The sequence below is a fragment of the Mesorhizobium sp. LNHC229A00 genome (assembly GCF_000502415.1).
Classification (GTDB): Bacteria; Pseudomonadota; Alphaproteobacteria; order Rhizobiales; family Rhizobiaceae; genus Mesorhizobium.
On sequence record NZ_AYWQ01000009.1, the window covers coordinates 278,288 to 300,998 of the forward strand.

At 59.9% G+C, this 22,711-nt stretch carries 22 protein-coding genes, 1 tRNA gene and 1 pseudogene; 10 read left to right on the forward strand and 14 right to left on the reverse strand.

Going from position 1 to position 22,711, the window contains the following annotated elements; translation table 11 throughout:
• Positions 1 to 7 precede the first annotated feature (7 nt).
• From X742_RS150220 to X742_RS1000000172650, 5 genes are all read right to left on the reverse strand, one after another.
• Entirely contained in the window at positions 8 to 427 is a 420-nt protein-coding gene (locus X742_RS150220; RefSeq protein ID WP_015318284.1) for an MAPEG family protein, read from the reverse strand.
• 25 nt (positions 428 to 452) lie between these two features.
• On the reverse strand, positions 453 to 995 hold the full coding sequence (locus X742_RS150215; protein WP_023773303.1) for a hypothetical protein: 543 nt from the start codon (positions 993 to 995) through the stop codon (positions 453 to 455).
• 31 nt (positions 996 to 1,026) lie between these two features.
• Complete coding sequence (guaB, locus tag X742_RS150210) at positions 1,027 to 2,529, reverse strand: IMP dehydrogenase (protein WP_015318286.1); 1,503 nt, start codon at positions 2,527 to 2,529, stop codon at positions 1,027 to 1,029.
• A 135-nt stretch (positions 2,530 to 2,664) separates the two neighbouring features.
• Positions 2,665 to 3,120: a PIN domain-containing protein gene (locus X742_RS150205; protein WP_023773304.1), complete on the reverse strand. Its 456-nt coding sequence runs from the start codon at positions 3,118 to 3,120 to the stop codon at positions 2,665 to 2,667.
• On the reverse strand, positions 3,117 to 3,362 hold the full coding sequence (locus tag X742_RS1000000172650; RefSeq protein ID WP_084569551.1) for a type II toxin-antitoxin system prevent-host-death family antitoxin: 246 nt from the start codon (positions 3,360 to 3,362) through the stop codon (positions 3,117 to 3,119). The genes X742_RS150205 and X742_RS1000000172650 overlap by 4 nt, the downstream gene beginning before the upstream one ends.
• Positions 3,363 to 3,602: 240 nt before the next feature.
• On the opposite strand from X742_RS1000000172650, the gene X742_RS150195 reads away from it, so the two are divergent.
• Positions 3,603 to 5,024: an MFS transporter gene (locus X742_RS150195; RefSeq protein ID WP_023773306.1), complete on the forward strand. Its 1,422-nt coding sequence runs from the start codon at positions 3,603 to 3,605 to the stop codon at positions 5,022 to 5,024.
• A gap of 122 nt (positions 5,025 to 5,146) precedes the next feature.
• Here the strand turns inward: X742_RS150195 and X742_RS150190 are convergent, their stop codons facing one another.
• Both X742_RS150190 and X742_RS150185 read right to left on the reverse strand, forming a co-directional pair.
• Complete coding sequence (locus tag X742_RS150190) at positions 5,147 to 5,944, reverse strand: RlmE family RNA methyltransferase (protein ID WP_023773307.1); 798 nt, start codon at positions 5,942 to 5,944, stop codon at positions 5,147 to 5,149.
• A gap of 25 nt (positions 5,945 to 5,969) precedes the next feature.
• The gene (locus X742_RS150185) at positions 5,970 to 7,325 is read right to left on the reverse strand and encodes a Ppx/GppA phosphatase family protein (protein ID WP_023773308.1); all 1,356 of its coding nucleotides are present in this window, start codon (positions 7,323 to 7,325) and stop codon (positions 5,970 to 5,972) included.
• A gap of 351 nt (positions 7,326 to 7,676) precedes the next feature.
• Here X742_RS150185 and X742_RS150180 point away from each other — a divergent pair, with 351 nt between their 5' ends.
• The 3 genes from X742_RS150180 (at position 7,677) to X742_RS150170 (ending at position 10,273) form a co-directional block, all read left to right on the forward strand.
• Positions 7,677 to 8,609 carry a lysylphosphatidylglycerol synthase domain-containing protein gene (locus X742_RS150180; protein ID WP_023773309.1) on the forward strand — a complete coding sequence of 311 codons (933 nt, stop codon included), beginning with the start codon at positions 7,677 to 7,679 and terminating at the stop codon, positions 8,607 to 8,609.
• Positions 8,610 to 8,784: 175 nt separating this feature from the next.
• Positions 8,785 to 8,858 (forward strand) — tRNA-Gln (locus tag X742_RS150175).
• A gap of 263 nt (positions 8,859 to 9,121) precedes the next feature.
• A complete protein-coding gene (locus X742_RS150170) occupies positions 9,122 to 10,273 on the forward strand; it encodes a pentapeptide repeat-containing protein (RefSeq protein WP_031248102.1) in 1,152 nt (383 codons plus the stop codon).
• A gap of 174 nt (positions 10,274 to 10,447) precedes the next feature.
• Here the strand turns inward: X742_RS150170 and X742_RS150165 are convergent, their stop codons facing one another.
• Positions 10,448 to 11,080 carry a hypothetical protein gene (locus X742_RS150165; RefSeq protein WP_023773311.1) on the reverse strand — a complete coding sequence of 211 codons (633 nt, stop codon included), beginning with the start codon at positions 11,078 to 11,080 and terminating at the stop codon, positions 10,448 to 10,450.
• 89 nt (positions 11,081 to 11,169) lie between these two features.
• Here X742_RS150165 and X742_RS150160 point away from each other — a divergent pair.
• A pseudogene (locus tag X742_RS150160) lies at positions 11,170 to 11,397 on the forward strand (helix-turn-helix domain-containing protein); the annotation flags it as partial.
• A 5-nt stretch (positions 11,398 to 11,402) separates the two neighbouring features.
• Here the strand turns inward: X742_RS150160 and X742_RS150155 are convergent.
• On the reverse strand, positions 11,403 to 11,645 hold the full coding sequence (locus tag X742_RS150155; protein WP_023773313.1) for a hypothetical protein: 243 nt from the start codon (positions 11,643 to 11,645) through the stop codon (positions 11,403 to 11,405).
• Positions 11,646 to 12,053: 408 nt separating this feature from the next.
• On the opposite strand from X742_RS150155, the gene X742_RS150145 reads away from it, so the two are divergent.
• The 5 genes from X742_RS150145 (at position 12,054) to X742_RS0137395 (ending at position 17,238) form a co-directional block, all read left to right on the forward strand.
• The gene (locus X742_RS150145; RefSeq protein WP_023773315.1) at positions 12,054 to 12,716 is read left to right on the forward strand and encodes a hypothetical protein; all 663 of its coding nucleotides are present in this window, start codon (positions 12,054 to 12,056) and stop codon (positions 12,714 to 12,716) included.
• 441 nt (positions 12,717 to 13,157) lie between these two features.
• Positions 13,158 to 13,853 carry a hypothetical protein gene (locus tag X742_RS150135; RefSeq protein WP_023773317.1) on the forward strand — a complete coding sequence of 232 codons (696 nt, stop codon included), beginning with the start codon at positions 13,158 to 13,160 and terminating at the stop codon, positions 13,851 to 13,853.
• A 97-nt stretch (positions 13,854 to 13,950) separates the two neighbouring features.
• Complete coding sequence (locus X742_RS150130; RefSeq protein WP_023773318.1) at positions 13,951 to 14,766, forward strand: hypothetical protein; 816 nt, start codon at positions 13,951 to 13,953, stop codon at positions 14,764 to 14,766.
• Positions 14,767 to 14,776: 10 nt separating this feature from the next.
• The gene (locus X742_RS150125; protein ID WP_023773319.1) at positions 14,777 to 16,405 is read left to right on the forward strand and encodes a HEPN domain-containing protein; all 1,629 of its coding nucleotides are present in this window, start codon (positions 14,777 to 14,779) and stop codon (positions 16,403 to 16,405) included.
• A gap of 47 nt (positions 16,406 to 16,452) precedes the next feature.
• Complete coding sequence (locus X742_RS0137395) at positions 16,453 to 17,238, forward strand: DUF2971 domain-containing protein (protein WP_051407652.1); 786 nt, start codon at positions 16,453 to 16,455, stop codon at positions 17,236 to 17,238.
• A gap of 154 nt (positions 17,239 to 17,392) precedes the next feature.
• Here the strand turns inward: X742_RS0137395 and X742_RS150120 are convergent, their stop codons facing one another.
• The 5 genes from X742_RS150120 to X742_RS150095 all read right to left on the reverse strand — a co-directional run bounded on the left by X742_RS150120 (position 17,393) and on the right by X742_RS150095 (position 22,709).
• Complete coding sequence (locus tag X742_RS150120; RefSeq protein ID WP_023773321.1) at positions 17,393 to 17,752, reverse strand: hypothetical protein; 360 nt, start codon at positions 17,750 to 17,752, stop codon at positions 17,393 to 17,395.
• Positions 17,749 to 19,989: a hypothetical protein gene (locus X742_RS150115; RefSeq protein WP_023773322.1), complete on the reverse strand. Its 2,241-nt coding sequence runs from the start codon at positions 19,987 to 19,989 to the stop codon at positions 17,749 to 17,751. Before X742_RS150115 ends, X742_RS150120 begins: the two co-directional genes overlap by 4 nt.
• Positions 19,982 to 20,614, reverse strand: coding sequence for a helix-turn-helix domain-containing protein (locus X742_RS150110; RefSeq protein ID WP_023773323.1), 633 nt, complete (start codon positions 20,612 to 20,614; stop codon positions 19,982 to 19,984). The genes X742_RS150115 and X742_RS150110 overlap by 8 nt, the downstream gene beginning before the upstream one ends.
• 287 nt (positions 20,615 to 20,901) lie before the next feature.
• On the reverse strand, positions 20,902 to 21,750 hold the full coding sequence (locus X742_RS150100; protein WP_023773325.1) for a hypothetical protein: 849 nt from the start codon (positions 21,748 to 21,750) through the stop codon (positions 20,902 to 20,904).
• A 5-nt stretch (positions 21,751 to 21,755) separates the two neighbouring features.
• Complete coding sequence (locus X742_RS150095) at positions 21,756 to 22,709, reverse strand: hypothetical protein (RefSeq protein WP_023773326.1); 954 nt, start codon at positions 22,707 to 22,709, stop codon at positions 21,756 to 21,758.
• Positions 22,710 to 22,711 lie beyond the last annotated feature (2 nt).

Below are 22,711 nucleotides of genomic sequence, written 5' to 3' on the forward strand. Positions count from 1 at the left end.
GCGCACCTCATACGATCGCGAGCAAGTGCAGGGCCAGCCAGATCCAACCGAGCGCCAGCACCACCGCGCCCAGCACGAAGGAGCGGTTGCGCACCAGCAGCTTGTTGCTGGTCAGGTGAAACCAGGCGTGAAAATAGCGCGACGCGACAAAAATCCACATCAGTGCGAGGGTGATGTAATTGACGCCGTTGGTCATGTGCAGTGTCAGGCACAGTACGTAGAAAAGCACCGGCAGTTCGAATTGATTGATCAGATTGTTCGCCACGGTGACGGTAGAGGCCGGCTCGGTCGAGCGAACCTTGTACTGGCCGACCTTGGCTTCACCCGACTTGACAGCAAAATAGCGGCGCCGGCCCATGACGATATAGACGATGTAGATCAGCAGCACGTGAGCCAGCACAGGCCAGAAGATCGTGGTCTGGTTCATGAAGTCGCCCCTGCCCTGCTCCGCTTCAATTCCGACGTCTTTGGCCTGCCAGCCAGAAAGCGGCAATGACGATGACCGGGACGGCGAGAAGCGCGAATTTGGTGACGATCAGCGCCGAAGCAAAGGACAGCGAGTCCGGATTGGCGTAGAGGAAATCGGACAGAAGGCGCGCCACGGCGATGTTCTGTGCGTAGTCGGCGAGCATATAGGGCAGCACCAGGACCAGCGCGAAGATCGCCTGCATCTGCGCCGGCAGCACGCGGAAATTCTTCAGGCGCCGGCCAGTTGCCAGGATCAGGCTGACCAGCGTCAGCGACAACAGTGCCGGAAACAGAAGATCGAAGGTCAGGTAGTGCCAGACCAGGATGATCTCGCTGCCGCGCCGGCCAAGCGCCGTCAGCCAGGCCATGCCTTCGTCGGGCGTAAATCCGAAATAACGCATGTCGAGCGAAGCCAGGCCCCCGCTCAGTCGACGGAAATAGAAGAACTCCATCCCCGTCATGGCGACAAAAACCGCCGCCGAGAGGAAGCAGAGCGCCCCGACATGGCGCGACAGGCGCAGCACCATGGCGGTCAAGTTCCCCCAAAGCCCGGAAGAATCAGGCTCCGCCGGGATAGTTGGGGCTTTCGCGGGTAATCGTGACGTCATGGGCGTGGCTTTCACGAAGTCCGGCGTTGGATATGCGCACAAAGGTGGCGCGGTCGCGGAAATCGGCAAGGTCGCGGCCACCAACATAACCCATAGCGGCTTTCAGCCCGCCCGCAAGCTGGTGCAGCACGCCAGACACAGGTCCTTTATAGGGAACCTGCCCTTCAATGCCTTCCGGCACCAGTTTCAGCGTGTCGCGCACCTCGGCCTGGAAGTAGCGATCGGCGGAGCCCCGCGCCATGGCGCCGACCGAGCCCATGCCGCGATAGGCCTTGAAGGAGCGGCCCTGGTGCAAATAGACCTCGCCCGGGCTTTCGTCGGTTCCGGCAAGCAGCGAGCCGATCATGGCGGCGCTGGCGCCGGCGGCGAGTGCCTTGGCGAGATCGCCGGAATATTTGATGCCGCCGTCGGCGATCACCGAGGCGCCTGATTTGTGTGCTGTCTCGACCGCCGACATGATGGCCGAAAGCTGGGGAACGCCGACCCCGGCCACAATGCGGGTGGTGCAGATGGAGCCCGGGCCAATGCCGACCTTGACGGCGTCGGCGCCGGCGTCGATCAGCGCCCGCGTGCCTTCCGCGGTGGCGACGTTGCCGGCCAGGATGCGCACGGAATTGGAAAGCTTCTTCGCCCGCGTCACCGCGTCCAGCACGCGCTGCGAGTGGCCATGCGCTGTGTCGATCACCAAAAGGTCGACGCCGGCCTCGATAAGACGCTCGGCGCGCTCGAAGCCGTCATCACCGACGCTGGTGGCGGCCGCGGCGCGCAGGCGCCCCTGCGCATCCTTGGTGGCGTGCGGGTTGAGCTGCGATTTCTCGATGTCCTTGACGGTGATCAGCCCGACGCAATTGCCCGTTTTGTCGACCACCACCAGCTTCTCGATGCGGTGCTGGTGCAGAAGCCGCTTGGCCTCGTCCTGGTCGACGTTCTCCTTGACCGTAATCAAGTTCTCACGGGTCATCAATTCGTAGACCTTTTGCGCCGGATCGGAAGCGAAGCGCACATCGCGGTTGGTCAGGATGCCGACCAGCCGGCCGGTCTTGTGGCCCCCGGCGCCGCCATTCTCGACCACCGGAATGCCCGAGATCGAATAGGTGCGCATCAGCGACAATGCGTCGGCTAGCGTGGCGTCGGGCCCGATCGTGACCGGGTTGACCACCATGCCTGATTCGAATTTCTTGACCTGCCGCACCTGCTCGGCCTGTTCGGCGGGCGAGAAATTGCGATGGATGACGCCGATGCCGCCGGCCTGCGCCATGGCGATGGCAAGCCTTGCCTCGGTGACCGTGTCCATCGCCGCCGACAGGATCGGCACGTTGAGGTCGATGTCGCCGGCGATGCGGGTGCGGATATCGGTCTGGCCGGGCATCACCTCGGAATGACCGGGCTGCAAAAGCACGTCGTCAAAGGTCAGCGCCAGTGCGCCGGTGGACGTTTCGATGATTTTTGCCATGGCCAGCCCTTTGAATGCGAAAAAGCGCTGGACCGGAATGGACAGCGCCGACTCGTTATTCCCTTTCAGGATTGGCGGTGGCTGGTAACACGTCGCGGGACGGATGAAAAGCCGATCGTTGCGGCGTTCCGCGTTCTAGTCGCCAGACTTCCCCGCCAGAGCATCAAGCAATGGGTGACGCGGCGCTGCGAAGGGACTGACGACAGTGACCGCGCCCCATGTGAAGCCGTCTTGCAGATCTTCCGAGACCAGCAGCCGACAGCCAGCATGCGAGGCCGTGGAGAGAACGACCGAGTCCCAAATGCTGAGTCGATGGTCGGTAGCCAGATCAGCGGCCATCATCATCACATCTTGCGTTGTCGCGGCAACGGAAAATGCGTCGCTCCAGCTCAGAAGGGCATCCCGTGCCTCCAGGGGCGGTCTTCCTGCTTTGCGGACCAAAATGTTGAAGAGTTCACCAAGAACCTGAACAGGAATGACCGCGTCACCTTGCCGGAGATCGCGCAGCAATTCGAGAACGATGTCGCGCTTCTCCGCACCGTTTACCCCTTCCGCGTAAGCAAGGATATTCGTGTCGAGCGCGATCTTCAATGCTCGTCCTCATAAAGCTCATCGCGCGTCCACTGCCCGGCATCCACAACAGGCTGGCGCTCAAGGCGCGACAACAACGCCGCGCGCGATCGGGCAGCCACCCCCTCCTGATGATCTGCGGGCACGATCCGGGCGACCGGACGCCCGTGACTGGTCACCACGTAGCTTTGTCCTTCGCGGACGCCGCGCAGTAGGAGAGAAAACCTGCGATTGGCATCGGCCGCCGAAACACCTTTTTCCAATGGCAATGTCCTATAGTAGTTATATTCACTACAATAATGATGTGTGTCGCTCCATGCAAGGTGTCCCTTGCCTGGCAGGGATCTCTGCCAGCATGGGACATGCCAAAGCGAAAGGCCGCATCCTTGCGGTCGCACAAAAGTGACAGCAATTTAACACGACATCACCCTCTGGCCGTGATAACCGCCCTGCGTGCCGGCTTGCCCAGCCGACGACACAGAGAATAAGTCCGGACGCGTCTTGTGAACCGCACCATCCCGCTCATATTGGCGGTCGCTCTCTTCATGGAAAACATGGATTCGACCGTCATCGCGACATCGCTGCCGGCGATCGCCATCGACATCCACACCAGCCCGATCGCGCTCAAACTGGCGCTGACGGCCTATCTGGTGTCGCTGGCGATCTTCATTCCAATCAGCGGCTGGATGGCCGACCGCTTCGGCGCCAAGACTATCTTTCGTGCCGCGATTGCAGTCTTCATTGCCGGTTCGGTGGCGTGCGCGCTCTCCGGTTCGCTGCCCGCCTTCGTGGTTGCGCGTTTCCTGCAAGGCATTGGCGGCGCCATGATGACCCCGGTCGGGCGCCTGGTTCTGGTACGCGCCACGCCCAAGAGCGAACTGGTCGCCGCCATGTCGTGGCTGACCGTTCCCGCACTGGTCGGCCCGCTGGTGGGTCCGCCGATTGGCGGCTTCATCACCACCTTCTTCACCTGGCACTGGATCTTCCTGATCAACGTCCCGATCGGCCTGATCGGCATTTGGCTTGCCACCCGCTTCCTGCCGGAAACCGAGGCAACCGAGACGCCGCCGCTCGATTTCGTCGGCTTCGTGCTGAGCGGGCTGGCCGCTTCCGGCGTCGTCTTTGGCCTGTCGGTGGTTAGCCTGCCTTATCTGCCGCCGGCGACCGGCTTCATTACGATCGCCGTGGGACTGCTGTCGGGCGCGCTCTACCTCGTGCATGCGCGCCGCGCCAAAAATCCGCTGCTGGCGCTCGAACTGTTCCGCAACCAGGTGTTCCGCTCGTCGGTGCTTGGCGGCTCGCTGTTTCGCATCGGCATCGGCGCCGTGCCGTTCCTTTTGCCGCTGATGTTCCAGATCGGTTTCGGGCTGACACCGTTCCAGTCCGGCATGATCACCTTCGTCTCGGCGATCGGCGCCATCGGCATGAAATTCGTCACCGCGCTGATCTTCCGCGTTGTCGGCTTTCGCCGCGTGCTGATCGTCGGCTCGCTGGTCGCTGCCGCATCGATCGCCATCTACGGCCTCTTCACCCCCGAAACACCTTACGCGCTGATGCTGGCCATATTGCTGGTCGGCGGCTTCATCCGCTCGATGTTCTTCACCGGCGTCAACGCGCTCTCCTATGCCGAGGTGTCAGCCGAGGATACCAGCAAGGCAACGCCGATCACGGCGGTGTTCCAGCAGCTCTCGATCGCGCTCGGCGTGGCGCTCGCCGGCGGCATTCTCGAAGTCTCGACCTCGATCCATGGCGGCCCGCTGACGCTGGGCGACTTCCACACCGCCTTCTTCATCGTGGCAGCGGTGTCGGCGGCGGCGTCGCTGTCGTTCATGCGGATGGCGCCCGACGCCGGCAACGCCGTATCCGGCCATGGCCGGCTGACGACGCCGAAGACGCTGGAACCCGTCAGATCGCCGGGAGAGTAAAGCAAAGTCGCCGCAGAGCGATCAGCCGTCGGTGTCCCCCGGCCCTTCGCTATGGCTCCGGGCGCTCGAGTCCTTCGGAACGTCCACTGGACGTTCCGATCCGCCTGGCGGGGGCTGGCCTTTCAGCCGTCGGCGTCTCCCGGCCCTTCGCTATGGCTTCGGGCGCTCGAGTCCTTCGGAACGTCCACCGGACGTTCCGATCCGCCTGGCGGCGGACCGGACTCTCGCCCCTTAAAATCCTTGGCTAATAGATAGAGCTCCACCGATTCATCGCGTGAGGCCGGCGGCTTGACGTGATGGACGGAGCGGAAATTCTTCTTGAGCATCGAGAGCAACTCATTTTCGGCGCCGCCCTGGAAGGTTTTGGCGAGGAAATGGCCGCCCGGCTTGAGGACCGAGAGCGCGAAATCGGCCGCCACCTCGCACAGATGCATGGTGCGGATATGGTCGGTTCGCTTGTGGCCGGTGGTCGGCGCCGCCATGTCGGACAACACGACATCCGGGTCCCCGCCCAGCGCCTCGGCCAGCTTTCGCGGCGCGTCGGCGTCCAGGAAATCCATCAGCAGCACCGGCGCACCGGGCACGGCGTCCATTTCGAGATAGTCGATGCCGATGACATGCGGGTTTTCGGCCGTCGATTTCGTGCGCGCGGCCGCGACCTGGCACCAGCCGCCGGGGGCGGCACCCAGATCGATTACCTTCATGCCGGGCTTCAAGAGGTGGTGCTTGTCGTCGATCTCGATCAGCTTGTAGGCCGCGCGCGAGCGATAGCCGTCGGCCTTGGAGCGCTGGACATAGGGATCGTTGATGTGGCGCTGCAGCCAGCGGCGCGACGATTCCTTCAGGCCGCTTTTCTTCTTGATCCGCGTCTTCAGCACGCGAATGCTGGCGGACCCTGGCTTTTCCGGTTTCTTCGTCATTACCTGATTTCTTGTTCGAGCATGATCATGATGCCCTAGCACGCCCGTCATTGCGCCAGACGCCGTCATCGGCCATCAGCTCACTCAATATTCCTTCGCGCAAGCCCCGGTCCGCGACGCGCAGCCGTTCCGACGGCCAGACGGCGCGGATTGCTTCGAGGATGGCACAACCGGCCAACACGAGATCGGCGCGGTCGGCGCCGATGCAGGGGTTGGCGCAACGCTGCTGGAAGTCCCAGCCGACCAGTTTCTCCACCATACGGTCGACGCTGTCGCGGTCCATCCACAGGCCGTCGACGCGCCGGCGGTCGTAGCGTTCGAGGTCGAGATGGACGCCGGCCAGCGTCGTCACCGTACCCGAAGTGCCCAGCAGATGGAAATTCGGGCTGGCCTTGAGATGGCTCAACCGATCCCGGCCATCGAAAGCGGCCAGCCTGCCGGCAACGTCGTCGACCATGGCGGTGAATATCTCGCGCGTCACGGTGCGGCCGCCAAAGCGTTCCGCCAACGAGACGACGCCGACCGGCAGCGAGGTCCACGAGACGATGTGATTGGCCAGCCGCGGCGAACGGCGGCCGGTGAGATCGATCAGCGCGATCTCGGAAGACCCGCCACCAATGTCGAACAGGACGACGCCCTGCGTGTTGCGCTCGACCAGCGAACCGCAGCCGGAGACCGCAAGGCGGGCTTCGGTCTGGCGGTCGATGATCTCGAGCTTCAGGCCGGCTTCGCGTTCGACACGATCGAGGAACTCCACGCCGTTTTCGGCTGTTCGGCAGGCTTCGGTGGCGATCAGCCTTGCCTTCCTGATCTTGCGGCCGCGCAATTTATCGCCGCAGACCTTCAGCGCCTCGACCGCGCGGTCCATCGCCGGCTGGCCGAGCCGGCCATTGGCGGTGAGCCCCTCGCCCAGCCTGACGATGCGCGAGAAGGCATCGATGACGCGGAACTGGCCATGACGCGTGGGAACGGCGACCAGCAGCCGGCAATTGTTGGTGCCGAGGTCCAGCGCGGCGAAGATGGGAAGCTCGTGCACCGGCGGCCGGCTGTTGCCTTGCTCGGGCATTGCAACGGCGGGCGAGATTGTGGCGGCGGCAACAGGCTTCAAATCCACCGCCGCGACAGCGGCCTTGCCTTGTACCGGCGATAGATTGGCCCCTGGGCGCGCCTCGTCGCGCGCAAAAACCTTGCGTCCACGCCTTCGCTTGCGTCGTTTCTTGGGCTTGCCCTTCTGGGTCGCGTCGCCAGCCTGCCCATTGACGGAGCGAGGCTCCGTTGCGCGGCGTTGCTGCCAACCGGCTGTCCCCGGGCCTGATGGCCCAAGGGAAGCGCTGGACGCGCCCACCTCCGGCGCGCCTGCGCCGGTGTCGCGGTCTTCCACTGTCGTTCCTTCCGGCGCCGCGCGAACCGGTGACGGACGCAGCAGGCGCTTTGGCATGTTTCAAGTTGCCGCCAGACTAACAGTGCCGTGCTCGATCACCAAGAGCCGCATGCTGAATTTTGCCGCCGGGTGCGCGGGCCTGTTTTTGGACTGGCGTAATGTACCGGCAAGGCTGGGCTGGTAGCGCAACACCGTGGCGGCGCGCGGCAAACAAGGATGGCGTCAGGCGCGACAAGTGTTCGCGGTTGAATAGCCGGCTTCAATGAGGCATTTCTGAAATGAACGGGGAAACCGGGGAGGACGGCCTCTCGACGGAAAGGAAGCGGATACGCAACGCATGGCGGTCGGGCAATGAACTGGAAACGCTATTTCTGGCCGGTCGTCGGCATCGGCGCGGTGATCTTCTCGCTGCTGCTGCTCTGGCATGAATTGCGCGGCATCTCGCTCGACGACGTTTGGGACGGGATGGCGGCTATTCCAACTCGTGGCTGGATCCTGGCAGGCTTGAGCTCGCTCGTCGCCTATGCCGCGCTCGCCGGCTACGATCACATCGCGCTGCTGCATATTGGCAAAAAAGTGTCGTGGCTGTTCGTGACGCTCTGCTCCTTCACCACCTACGCGCTGTCGCACAATATCGGCGGCTCGGTGTTCTCCGGCGCCGTCATTCGCTACCGTGCCTACGGCACAAGGGGGCTGACCGGCCAGGAAGTCGGCGTGCTGGTGGCGATCTGCTGGATAACCTTCGTGCTGTCGACGTTACTCGCCTCCGGCCTTGTGCTGGTGTTCGAGCCGCAGATCATTGATCGCTTTTCCGGCATCGCCCATCACGGCCTGTCGGAGGCGGCAGGCATTGCGATGCTGGTCCTCATCGCAGCCTATGTATTCGGCAGTTGGCTGCACCTGCGCCCGCTGAGGATCGCCGGCTTTCAGTTACACTATCCCGCGCTGCCGATCGTCGCCAGGCAGTTGCTGATCGGCCCGATCGAACTGCTCGCGGCCGCGGCGATCATCTTTTTCACCCTGCCCGAGGTGCATAATCCCGGCTATTTCGTCGTGCTGGGCGTCTTCTTGGTCTCCTTCTCAGTCGCCCAGATCTCGCACGCGCCAGGCGGACTCGGCGTGTTTGAGGTGGTGTTCCTTGCCGGGCTTTCCGACATGGACCCGGTCGGCGTGGTGGCGGCGCTGCTGGTGTTCCGGCTGTTTTATCTCATCGTCCCGCTGTTTATGGGCCTGGGCATCGTGCTGTTTTTCGAACGCTCGCAGTTCAGCCGCAAGGAGAGCTGAGGCTTGGAGGTTCGCACGCCGCCGGAAAAGCTGGCGTTCGGAACCGGTGATAAAACCTGGCAATTGAACCGCAAAGCAGACTTGACTATTTTCCACTGGCGGCTACAAGGCAGCGCTCAAGCGGCTCAGCCGTTCGGCCCGCGCGATTTCGCTTTTATGGCGATAGCACGCCTGCTGGGGAATAGGTTAACGGTAGACCCACGGACTCTGACTCCGTTAGTCCTGGTTCGAATCCAGGTTCCCCAGCCAATGATTTTTTCAACGATTTCAAACCGTTAGTGCTTGTCCCAGGTTGCAAACCGCGTTGCATTGGGTACGTCGGGATTTTTTGACTAATTCATTGTTTTTCCATTGTTTCCTTTAAATTCCCATCTGGTCATTGCAACATGGATGCAACACGAATTGCTTCGTTTGTGCTCGAAACGTTCCACGGGCACAGGCACGCCTCAACCAACTTCCACGATCTGTGGGTTTGTTGCTATTCTCCCCTGCGGGCAAGGGGGAAATAGTGAATGGCGAGGAAACCTATTGTTCCGAGCGCGAGACCGCGCAGGACACGAAAGTCGGCTGCAATCGAGCCAACCAAATATGACACCGCGTCCCCTCCGGCAGGCTGGTACGCATCTCTGAAGCACGCTGTGCGATGGATCGAGGAGAACCCGTTCGTACGACTTGCCGCGGGAGCCAGTGCAATCTTCGGCCTGATAGTCGTCTGGGAAACGTCCCAGCAGATCAAGATCGACCTTGCGGATCGCGAACAAGACCGGATCGATAATGCGTTAGGCAAGCTTAATACCCGAGCTGCCGGAGATACAGGGCGCGGTGCCGCCCTCACCCTGTTGTATATCAAAGGCTGGGACATCGCGACTTTCGACCAGTCGTGTGAAGCGGTCGGAAATTGGGTGGTTCGAAAGCCAGTCGGCAATGCTACGAGTGACGAGCCTGGATGTGTCGCGGCGCCCATCATCCGAGATCTCAGATTTGTTCAAGCTTCACCGACATGGAAGGACCGTCTTCTAGAAAATTGGCGATCGTTCCGGAACGAGCCTAGGTACGACTACGGGCGATACTTCTTTTGGGGAACCCGCATTTTCAGAAATGTCCGGCTCGATGAAACAGTCCTCGTCAACCTCAAAATTGATCGCCAATATTTCCAGTACATCGACCTGGATGGGGCCGACATTGCCGACGGCCAAATGACAAGGTCGAGAGTTGGTGGGAGCTTTGAAGGAGCTCTTTTCAACGGTGCGGACTTGTCTGGAAGTTTGCTAAGCGGCTCCTTCAAGGGAGCCAATTTTAAGTTCGCCAACCTGACCAGCACGGGATTCGAATCTGTAGTCGATATCAAGAGCGCGAAATTCGAGGCTGCGATGGCTTGGGCCGATTTGCCGCCAGTGACCTATGAGGACAAAAGCATCCTCGACAAAACGAAAAGTACCGTTAAAGAAGCGGTCAGCCCGTTCGTCCCATTGCTGAATGCATATCCGCTTCCGCTCAATCTGCTTGAAAGCATGACCTTTTGTGCGCCACCGATGATCAACGGTGAGCCTCAAAGTGCATCGGAAAGGCCTGACGTTAGAGAAGGAAAATGCGACAAAGTGGCCGCCATCAACGTTTTTGAAGATGCCGTTGAGAGATTCAAAAAGGCCATCGGAGCGAACTAAAAAGGAAAAACGCTCCGAATGTCGAGCGACAGAATCATCGAGCCGAATAGGGAGCCGGTGTTTTTTGGGATCGCGATCTCCCTATCCCCCGCAGTCTAGATTGCCGGCGAAAAGAGCAAGTCATGCACTACCGGCACCGAAATCCCAACTCGTTTGGTGCAGGAACGGGCTGGGTCATGCGCTGCCCGCGCTTCCAAATACCAACGCCACTTCCTCATCCGACAAGCCGCAGCCACTTTTGAACCACGCAGCCATGAACACGTTCTTCGTGTCCATTTCCTCCAGCGATTTCGGCCGATAGCCGAACACCGCACGAATGAGCTTCCTAGAAGCCATGCTGCAGCGCTCGTATTGGTTGAAGACTTCGGTGATGCCGAGATCAAGGCGCATCTGGTCGTGAGCGGTCTCGACCTGCCGCAGTTCGGCGATCAACCGTCGGCAATTCGTCCTCTTGGCCGCATTGACCAGTTTGGATGACCGAGGATCCCGCGCGAAGAATCGTTCGATCGCCGGCTCATCGCGAAAGATCCTGGGATAGGTGCTCTCAACACCCTGGACGATCACACGCGCCTGATACGTCACCCCGATTTTCGGCAGCACGTCGTTGTATTGATTGGTCAAGGCCTCCCATCGATTGTATAGGGCCATCTCCTCCTCTTCCTTCATGTTGAAGTCGGCGATCAGCTCGGCCAGTTCCGAGAATTTTTCCGCGACGGCGTGAGGTGGGTGCGTTGCTAAGGCGCCGGCGATGGCTGCAGCGCCAACGAAGACAGAGCGGCGGCTGACCTGATTTCTCTTGATAAGCATGGTGACCTCCCATTTGCAAAAGTTTACATCAATGATATAAGGTTGCACCGCAGATGAAGTCAACATCTTTGATATAAGGTTTTATTAAAATGATAGTTTCGCCGGCACAATGTCGCGCCGGACGCGCGCTGATCGGATGGTCGCAAGATCAACTGGCCTCTGCGTCAAAGGTCGCAAAGGCCACAATCGCCAATTTCGAGGCAGCGAAGCGGACGCCTTATGATCGGACGCTGGCAGATATTCAGGCTGCGCTCGAAGCTGCTGGCATCATTTTCATCATCGAGAATGGCGAAGGTGCGGGAGTGCGGCTGCGCAAGGCGCGTTAGTCTTTATCGTACAGTTTCAGCCAGTCGTCTGCTGTCATGGCAGAGTCCCTCTCGGAAAGGCCATCAAGCCAGAGATCGAGGGCGCGCACGTCGTAGCGAACGAGGCGCCCGATCTTGACCGGCGCAACCCGGACATGTGCCTGAAGCCAGTCGACCGTCTTGCCGCCACAATATTCGGCAGCCTCGACGGGCGAGAGCATGCGGCGCGGAGGAAGCGGAAGATGGAAAGTATCGGCCATGGGAGCTACATTGATGACGACACTCCCCTGCGACTGCAAGATGCGACATCAGGCGGCCACACTTGGCCGCAGCTGCGCCAAACTGGCTCGCGATTCGCCGAACAAATCCAGCCTCGCCTTGGGCAAGACCATCAAGCCAACGATCGAGTGCGCGCACGTCGTAGCGAACGAGGCGCCCAATCTTTATCGGCGCAACCCGAACATGTGCCTTAAGCCAGTCGACCNGGCAGAGTCCCTCTCGGAAAGGCCATCAAGCCAGAGATCGAGGGCGCGCACGTCGTAGCGAACGAGGCGCCCAATCTTTATCGGCGCAACCCGAACATGTGCCTTAAGCCAGTCGACCGTCTTGCCGCCACAATATTCGGCAGCCTCGACGGACGAGAGCATGCGGCGCGGAGGGAGAGGAAGATGCGGCGCACTGATGTTGGCCATGAGGGCGACATGATGATACGCCTCTCCGACCGCAAGAGGCCTGCGCTGACGCAGAGGGCCTTTTGCGATCCTTTTTATTCGGACCAACAAATGATCAATCCCACGCATCAGGCGTTCCCCATCGAGTCGAACATCATCGGCCTGATGGTTATCGGCTACAGCGAACTGGATATTTCTCTATGCTTTGTCGGCGGCCTTGCCCTCGGCCAACAGTTTGCTGTTTTGGACGCGCTGCATGCCATCGAGAACGAGGGAACACGCCTTGACGTCGTGAGCCGCCTGGTCCGCCATGTCATGGTGGCAAAAGGCCACGAGGCCAAGTTCGCGGAGGCGATAGGAGCGATGCGCTACTGCAAGGGTGTCCGCAATCAATACGCGCACGCTCAATGGGTGCACATGCAGGGCAGGCTGATGTTCACGAACCCCAGGGACATCTCTTGGAAGCCAGACGGGAAGATGCGGTGGAAGCTCATCGACCTGGCTCTTCTCAAGGCGCAGGAAACCTATTTCGAATACACGCGAAAATGTCTGCTGTGGTTGGAGGCCAGTTTCAAATGGCCGGATCGTCCGCTTCTATGGCCCGACCATATGCAACAGCCTCCAAAGCATGAAGCCCCGGCAAAAGATGATCAACATTAGATTTGACAGGACCGCCTAGGCGCGCCGCCGCAGAACGCTCTCACAGATGAGCCGCCGAACCCCGCCGACCATCACAGCGCCAAGCTGTGCGTCCCCGTGTACACGCGGCGTCAGGGCGTATCAACGCCGCCCGTGTTAGCTCTCGTCAGGCGGCGGGCGCCAGTCGCGCTGCTGCCAAGCTGTAGCGAGGCACCAAACGCCAAAGCCCACCCAGACCAGCGCCTGTAGGAATGGATCTGGGTGGTAGTCAAAAGGATCGGCGGCAAACAGCACGAATGCCATTGCGAAGCACGAGAGGCCGATGCCAACGATCATGCCGGCAATGAGACGCTAAAAACCTACGCCGTTCAAGACGCCCCCCCCCCCGCACCACCGGCGCGACCTTGTTTCAATGCTCTTCCCGTGAAACACTTCCCTGGGGCTTAGGGGTTTGAACGGCAAATGGATATTTTCGGCCGTCTTAGCGATTACGACGTGTTCGCCTACCTGCCGCAGGGCTTTTTCGTGCTGGCGGCTTTCGACTTTTTTTTCGGGACCAGCTTCGTCATTCACGCCAGCTGGGACGTGCCCACCGGCGTATTTGTCCTGTTTCTCTCGTACGCGGCAGGCCATCTGGTGGCAGGTCCTGCATCCCGAATCCTCGAGGCCGGCATTGTTCACGACATGCTGAAGCCGCCATCGGTTCACCTCCTGTTGCCCGAGCAGAAGGCCTCTTGGTTGTTGCGGTCTCTGCTGCCGGCCTATTTCACCCCTCTGTCACGGCCGACACGCGCGCGCGTCCAGGCCGCGTTGACGAAAGCCGGAACCGGCCTCCATGGCGACGAAGCCTATTGGGTAGCCTACACCGTGGCAAAGCGAGACGACCATGCAAAGCCGAGGCTTGAGAATTTTTTGAATGTCTATGGCTTTTGCCGCAACCTGTCGTTCATCGCGGCCGTCACCGCCGAGTTGCTGCTGGTGCAGGCTTTGGTCGCGCCGCGGCTGGATACGTTCGGCAGCGCCGCCCACGAAGTCATGGTGGCGGCAGGCTTCGCCCTCATATCTTTTCAACTCTTCAAGCGGTATCTGAAATTCTACCGGCTATACAGCATTGAAGTCTTCGTCGCATTTGCAACTGTCGAGGCGGACGCGACCTAAAATAACTCGGTGGGAAAACTCGGACACTGCCGGGCCGCCTCTTGCCTTTCTGGCTGTTTCAGCAACAGCTGAATTGGAAGAATGGCGGTTCATCAAAATGTTAGTAGAAATTTTCGACGTTGAACACGGCGCTTGCGCGATCGCCACTTGTGACGATCAGACCAGGCTGATGCTGGACTGCGGCCAGAACGGCCTTACCGGCTGGCGCCCGGGCAACTATCTATACGATCGAGGGATCATGACCCTCGATATGCTGGCGGTCACCAACTACGATGAGGATCACGTTGCCGGCCTGCCAAACATGTATGATCGCAAAATCAACATCAACTGGCTTCTGAGAAACAAATCCGTTTCGTCAAAGACAATCCAAGCCCTAAAGAGCGAAGACGGGATGGGAGCCGGAATCGCCAAATTGGTCGACGCTATCGACAACATCTTTACCGGCGGCACGGGCGGTGTGGCATCACCTGGGCCTTCGTTTGCTGGGATGACCAAGAAGGTTTTTTATAACGACTATCCAGCGTTCGACGACGAAAACAATCTAAGCATGGTCGTTCATCTCACTTGCAACGGAAAAGGGATCATGTTCCCTGGGGACCTGGAGCGTGCCGGCTGGTTGAAGCTTCTTGAGCTGGAAGATTTTCGCCAAGCTCTCCGAGACACCAGCGTGTTGGTTGCGTCGCACCACGGGCGCGAAAGCGGTTGCTGCGAGGAGATCTTCGAGTATTGCAAGCCGTACTATGTCGTCATTTCCGACAAGGGCTACATGTACGACACACAAAAGACGATCCCGTTTTATCGGCGATTCACCAAAAGCGGACCCTTCCGGAACGAGACACGCAACGTGCTCACCACTCGCAAAGACGGGTTGATTTCGTTCACTTTCAACTCCGATTCTTGGGGGCCATTTTAGCGGGGCGAAGATGACATTCGCTTTGCTTGCCCTGGCGGTCTTTGCGCTGAATGCAATCTGGTACTGGAAGCACGCAGTCACGCCGTCGGCGGCACCGCCCAAACAAAAACTACCGGCGGATCAGGTCGGGGAAGGTTCAGGCGGGGGAAACCAATTGGCCAACAAATGGATCGACGGCTTCAGAGGGCTCGGAAAGTTCGACTTGCCCGGACAAAAAGAGGTGTATGGCGAACTCATCCTAGAGGGTAACGATTCCAATGCGACGCTGCACGACGTTGATGGCTTCGAGTTGCCCCACCCGACAGTACATGGCGTCATCGACCATGTCGTGAAGCTTTCGTTGCTCGACTGCGTTGTGATGAAGGCCGATCGCAGCGTCGATTCGCAAGGTCTCGTGTCAAAGTATCGACTTGAATTATTCCCACATCACATAATCTTTGGCGACACACATGTCCACGAGAGCGATCCGATATTCTCCTCAATATCATTCAAGCTAACCGACGCGATAAGCTTGTTTTATGACTTCGACGCCTTTGGGCTCGCACTAGACCCCAATCTGTTTATTGATCAAATATTGGCTGCCGACTCGAAGAAAATTGGCCGCGAGATCGTCAAGGGCGAGCACCCGGATATTGCGTATTTCACCGGCAGGCAAACGATCATTCGAGTTCCAACTGCCCTCGGAACAATTTCAGCGGAGCATCGGCCATCGATATCCATGGGAGGGGCTGGAGGAAGCGGGTTTGTCAATTCGATTTGGGTTGAGCTCGAATTCAAATCAACACAGACCTTCAGCGAAGCTCTCGTATCTGCCCAAAAGCTCGAGCCGTTCTTTTCAATGATCGCAGGAAGACCACAGCGCATGGAAGAAATGCGGCTGATGATCTCATCCACGCCGGACGCGCCCAAGATCTTCGAAGTGTACAGCACAATGAAGCCATTCGTGCGCTTCCCGGGGACGGCGCCTCATCCTGCGGATTTGCCGATCGATCCCGTGCGAAGGTCGCAAGAATATTCGAACGTTTTGGCTGACTGGGTCAAACGGTCACTATCGTGGATGGATGCGCGCATGAGGTATTCGAATTCGTTGCGCACACAAATTTTCGATATCGATAGACTGGTCGGCTCAGCCAACATGTTTGACATCCTTCCGGCATCGGCGGTGCCAAAGGATGTCGAGTTGTCGGACAAACTTAAGGTTGCCCGCGACAAGAGCAGGCAGTTGTTTTTGGACCTTCCAGAAAGCGCGGAGCGTGGCAGCATTCTCAGCGCCCTCGGACGACTAGGCAAAAGTGCGTTGAAAAATAAAGTTCGTTGGCGTGCAGCACCAATCATAGCGGAAATCGGCGACAAGTTTCCGGATCTGAACTGGGTTTTGGACGAAGCCGTGAACTGCCGAAATCACTACGTTCACGGGACGGAGAGCAAGGTCGACTACGCCGCCAACTTCCTTGATACAGCAGGGTTCTTCACCAAGACCCTGGAGTTCGTATTCGCGACCTCAGATCTGATCGAGGCTGGATGGGATATCAAAGGCTGGGCATCGCGAAGCTCTAGCCTTTCGCATCCCTTCTATGAATATAAGCACAGTTATAAAGACGATCTGGCCGCGCTCAAATTCCTGTTCGACAAACAGTAGAGGCCGCGACACGGAAAAAATCGGCCGAGCGCAAGGGTGGGGACGGTATGCCAGAGCAAAAGGAATTTCGAGATCAATGGGTCGCCGCCGGCTATGATTCTCACATAGGCAGCGCCGTAGTTGTCCAACCGCCAAGCCCAGACAAGTTGCGAGCCTATTACTTCACCTCTGCCGAATATGCGATCAGCAACATAGCCTTAGGCCGCTTGAAGGTTTCGAGATTTTCCAACCTCAATGACCCCTTTGAATTGCTGGCACTAAAGTCGAACAGGTCTCATGTTCGAAATCTCGCGCGACTTCTTCGGGAAGAGTACGACAAATCCACAGGTCTGATTTGTTTCTGCAAGGATTGGATCTCTCCACCAATGTGGAGCCACTACGGCTCGACCCATCGGGGCATTTGTTTGGGTTTCAACTTGAACCGCTCCGCCGTTTTGGAGGTTATTTATGCCGACGACAGAGTACTCGAAAGCCTCCCAAAATCGTCTCGTTTGGAAGGCGTCTCTGAAAAGTTGCGCAAGAACTTATCTCGCACCAAATCCCGCCATTGGGAATACGAGGGCGAAGTGAGAACTGTGTTTCCACTCGACTCTGTCGTCAAGGAAGGCACTTTATATTTCAAGCCGTTTGGGCCGGACCTCGAGTTGGCAGAGGTCATCCTCGGAGCGTTTTGCGAATTGCCGCTGGCGGGAATAAGACGACTTGTATCTTCGCTCCATCCCGGCGTTGTCGCGTTTAGCTCCCGGCTTGCTTGGAATAGCTTTTCGGTGGTGCCTCTGAAGGAAAGCATCGATGATGAGCTTGAGCGGATGCGCCTAGGCGTGGCGCCATAGGGCAGCCTCACAGGTCGGACACCGGTCCTCGCCGACCATCGCAGCGCCCGACTGTGCGCCACCGTGTACACGCGCCGCCAGCAATCGCCCTACCAAGGCCACCAGGTCATCGCCAGCACGACGCCGAAAGCCAGCGAGAAGGCCAGCCATGCGCTCACGCCTGGCCCTCGGGATCGTCTTTCTTCTTGCCGCCAGGTACGACGGTGAAGATCGGCTGTGCGCCTTCCAGAAGGGTCACGCCAATTGTGCCGGCGAATAGAGCCTTCAGCCGTGGCATCGTCTTCTCGAGTAGATCGGGCATGATCTGGATCTTGCCGTCCCCTCGCTTTGCGGCATCGGCCATCGTGCAGACTATAAACCCCATGAGATGTGCATATGCCGCATGCGCCGGATCGCAGCCCGGCGCGTTCAGTTGATCTTGGCTGACCTCGCGGACGAAGCCGCGCGCCACATGATCCGACCAATCCTTGTTTTCGCCCTCGAACGGGCCGAGATCTGGATTTGGGAATGTCATCTGCGTGGCCTTCTGCCGTTGCTCGAATAGGCATCTTTTATCAGGAACTGCTGCAACCTGTTCAGCGCGATATCCCCGATCGTGAGATCGTCTATCTGCTCCCCGCCTGGCAACTGCAGAACGATTGGCGTTCGGTTATTGGCCGAGGCGCCAGCTGGCACCAATCTCGCGTCCGCAAAGCCCCCACCGGCAAAACGCGGTATCGACATTGATCGGTTGAAGTTGTCGACGAACCCGCCGAGGTTGAGGCGCGGCATCTGGAACGACTTTAGCGACACTAGGCCATTGTTGAGCGCATGCATGAAGCCGGCGCCGTATTTGCGCACCGCCGATGCCTGCATCACGAATTCCGTGTCCGATAGCCAGGCCGGGATCTTGTCCCCCCTCGGACCGCCAGGTCCGCGCACCGATCCTCCGCCGGCGAAGCCGGAGGCAGACGAACCGCCGCCGCCCGAATCGCCACCGCCGAAGCCCGCGAGCTGCTTGGCGAACTCGATCGCCGATTTGATTTTCGCCAGCACGCTGTCGACCAGCGCCGAGACCCTGTTGAGGACGCTTTGGGCGATGCCGACAATCCCGTTGAGGATCGCCGAAATACGCGCGGTGATGCCTTGGAAGGCACCGACGATGCGATCAACGATCTGCTGAGCGATATCGCCCAAGCGCCCAGTGAGGCCGCCCCACGCCTCGACGATGGCCTCGACGATACCGTTGAAGGCATCGACCGCCATCTGCTGGCCCTGCTGAAAGGCCCCCACGATTTGCGACCAAAGGTCGGTCGCCCCATTGACGATCGACTGCCAGGCCGCCGACGCGGCGTCGGAAATGTATTGCCAGCCCGCCGCTGCGCCAGCCTTGGCCTCGTCCCAGAACACCACAAGCGCAACGCCAGCCGCTATCAACGCCGCACCGATGGCAAGCGGGATGCCGCCGACAGCGCCGGCCAGGAGGCCGATGCCGGCGACCACGACACTGACGGTGGACGCGAGCAAGCTGAACGCCCCGACAAGCGACAGGACCGCGGCGCCGAGCGCCAGCTCGCCGGCGGTGATGTCGGTCCCGAAAACCTTGTTGAGCAGGTCGGCGACGAACTGCGCGCCTTCGCGTAGCGCCTTAAAAGCAGGCAGCACCAGACCGTTGAAGACGCCAGCGACATCGGCGCCGAACTGCACGATCGCGGCCGACCAATCCTTGATCCAGGGATTTTTGACGTTTTGCGAATTGCCGCTGAGGAGATGGAGGAGATCGCCGACGACGCTCAAGACGTTCTGATTGATGGCCTGGCCGAATGCGATGAGGACGTCGCGGTTTTTGGCGATGAGATCGGCGAATCCGTTTGCAAGCACGGTAAGTCCCGGCGCGAAGATCAGGCCAAGCTGCAGGCGGGCGCCGGCGGCCGCTTTCTTGACGCCGTCGAGACTGTCGCCAAGAGCATCGCCGATGTTGGCCTGTTCCTTGGTCAGGATGACGCCCAGCCGCTCGGCCTGCCTGCCGAGCTCGAACAGCCCTGCCTTGCCCTCGTTGAGGAAGGGCAGCAGGTCGGCGCCTGCCTTGCCGAACAGCTCAATCGCCAGGGCGCTTTTCAGGGCACCATCCGGCAGCCGCGCGAAGGCGTCGGCGACGTCGAGCAGGATCGCTTCATTGGTCCGCAAATTGCCATTGGCGTCCCTGATCTTGATACCGAGCCGGTCGAAGATGGTCCCGGTCTGCTTGGTGGCATCGGCCGCCTTGTTGGTCGCGGCGCCGAAGCGCGTCACCTTGACCCCGCTGGCGTCGAACGCATCGCCGATCTTCGTGGTCTTGCTGGCGGCGTCCGCGATTGCCTTGTTCAATTTGCTCATGCCGGCGACGAACTGGTCATTGCCGACATCGGCCTGCTCGGCCGCGAATGCCAGGCGCCCGTAAGCTTCCACTTGCAGGCCGGTCTTTTCGGCCGCTTTGCCTGCCTGGTCGGCGACGTCGCCGCTCGACTTCGCCAGACCGAACAGGGCCGCGCCGGCGCCGGCAGTGGCCGCCGTCAAGCCGGCGCCGAGAAGGGCAAAGCGGCGGCCGACCGTCGCCAGGTCGCTGCCGAACTTGCCGAGGCTGGCCGTGAATTTGTCGAGGTTCGCCTTGTTGGCGGCGCTCTGGATCTGAGCGAAGGCCTTTTCGCCGACGGCGCCGAGCGCCTTCAGCTGGTCCTCGATCGCCTTGCCGCCGTCGAGCGCGATGCGCTGTGTGATCGTATTTTTAGCCATGGGATTCTTCCCTTCCTTCATCAATTTCGCCAAGATCGTACTCGACGCCGCCGGCCCGCTCTTGAGCCGCACCCTCGTCACGCAACAGCACAAGAGCCTCGGCCGCCTTGCGCCTGATGTGGTCCTTGATCTCGCGCAGTTTGCGACGCACCGCCGGCTCGCCATCGCGCGTGGCGGCCATCAATTCGGCGGTGAAGTTCGGCAGCTGCTCGATCGCCCTGACGATGCCCTCGCCAGCACGCACCATCGCATCCTCGACATGCTTGATCGGCACCAGATTTTTGATGCGCTCTTCGTAGTCGAGGCGTCGCAGGGCCGCTTCGTACTTGACCTTGTCTGCAGCTGCGCCCTGTGGCTTTGGAGATCTCCGCGAATGTTGAGACACCGCCGGTTGCGCTTGGCTGTCGATCGGAGTTTGTTCGTTGGTGGCCAGATCGAAAGCGGCGAGTTCTACGAGGACGTTGCCGCCGGGACCTGGTCGGGTTTTGATCGACCCTTGAGCCTCCAGACGCTTGACCCTTTTCGAGATCGCCGCGCGACTGACTGAGCGCCGCCGCGCAACATCGGCCAGCGTCAACCACAGGCCCATTTCCTCCCCGTCAACCTCCGTCAACATGTCAACCATGTTTTCGAACCCTCTGACTAGCGAACCCTCGGGCTACGCCGTCCCGCATACTGTTTGGAGCAGGGAAGGACCCAAGGCCGGGGGTGGGGCTGATCATGGCTGGCGCCACAGCAAGCAAGCGAGGAGGATGGGGCGCCCGACTTCGAATTCATCGTGCAGTTGATCATTCGCCGTCAGCTTCAGAAGCCACGACATTGGGGCGCCGGCTAATGCAGAGATCAAGGTTGCGACCAGCCTTCCTGCCCGCCTTGGCATCCTGCGAGGCGCAACGAAGATCGGCCTTGTGATCATGGCGTCATCCGCTGAAATGTGGCGCGGTGTCGGTCCACCATGCCGTTCAACTTGTCGGCTGCGAGCGCCTTGTCGAGGTGCCTCCACCACGCGTCGATCTCAACGGCTTCTGCAATTGCCGCAGGGTTCAGCGGTCGACCAAACGCCAAATGATCAAGGACTGCCCTCAGCGCTGCATTGGCGATTTGCTGGCGAGAAACACCTTTGGCGCGGCGTCGCCCCTGCTCGCACACCGCCATGACATGAGCCGCGTCGGGCAATCCATGTTCCGCGAGGTATCTGCGGTTGGCGTCGGCTTGCGCCGCGTCCACCTGGTCGATCACCTCCCCAACACGCTGGCCATTCAGCCATCGCTCCTTGATAGCGACTGCAGCTACTGCCTCCACCGCCAGCCAGTTGCGCGTGATCAGCTCCCTTGCTTCGATCGCGCAGAACCGACGCAAAGCGATCTCGCTCTTGAAGCTGGTGGCGGCAAGTGCAAGCAGGTTGCGTGTATCCTCCTCATCCCATCGCGCGTTGTCGGGCACCTTGGACCGCGGCGCCACTTTTCTTTGAGCGGCCGCGCCGGCCATGGTGAAGATGAGATTCTCCGTCATTTGCTGACGGGCGAGTGATATTCTGAGATCCTGGTCCTCGATTTGATGCCGTTTCCTGGCAAGGGACACCATGCCGTCGAACACTCCCCTTTCGTCGTGCCCTGGAATTGTCGTGAGGTATTTGATCGGCCAGCCCAGCTTGAAAGCAGCGACGGCATGTCCGGCTTCATGATGGGCTACGATGAAGAGCCGACTGGGCGAAACATCGGTCGGACGAAATGCCAAATCAGTATTGGGAGCGACAGCCATTTCGATCACACGTCGACGCGTTCGAGGACGGTACGCGTGCTTCGGTCGGGGCGCGGATCGGCCGGCGGGCGCAACCGCTGTTGGTTCATCCGCTCTATATGGTCGAGAATGACCGAAGCATTCGCCCCGAATTCGCCTGAGAAGCCCGAATTGAAGGGCGCCCAAACGTCTGCCTCGCCGACACGGAAAGCAGGCAGTTTGACCGAGGCTGCAAGGGGAACCGGCCGAGCCCAGCCGCGTTCGACCAGGATTTCAACCTCGCGATACTGACGCAGTTCCACGTCAAGGTTGCGCGAATAGCCACCTCCAGAGCGGGCAAGCTTGCCTGTCTTTCCGTCTGGATTTGGAGTGATCTGGGCAACGAATTGCTCTTCGACTGGTCCCCAGCCTTCAGCCTCCTTGGTGTAGTACCAGGCTGGCTTGCGCAGGTTCGATTTGCCCCTCTGCTCGGGCTCGCCTGGCATGCCGCGCATTGTCAGTTCAATCGACGGCAAAGGCGCCACGCCTTCAGGAAGATTGGCGTTCACATGACTGATCGCCTGTTCCCCTAAAAGCATATCCCGAATGATATCGACGACCTCATTTGCGGCCGAATCCCAACGCTTCGGGATTTCTGAAAGGAGTTTCGCCGAACGCGCCCTGGCTTCGTCGTACGCCTTCATACTAGCAGCCCGCGTCTGTTCCGCCTCGATGGTCGCAAGACGCTCCCGCAGTTCCTCCTGAATGGCTATGGCACGTTCGATGTCACGATTGGCCTTGACGATCTCGGCCTCGATCGCGTCGATGTCGCTGTCTTCACCGCTGCCGAGCAAGGCGCGGCGCTTCGCTTCAAGCTCGGATGCACGAGTTTCCATCGCGTCGATGTCAATTTGCGCGAGCTTGGCCCGCACTTCGTCCGCGCCAGACTTCTGCTTGCGCACGACCGCCACGAAATCTTTCCAATTCAGTTTGATATCCATCC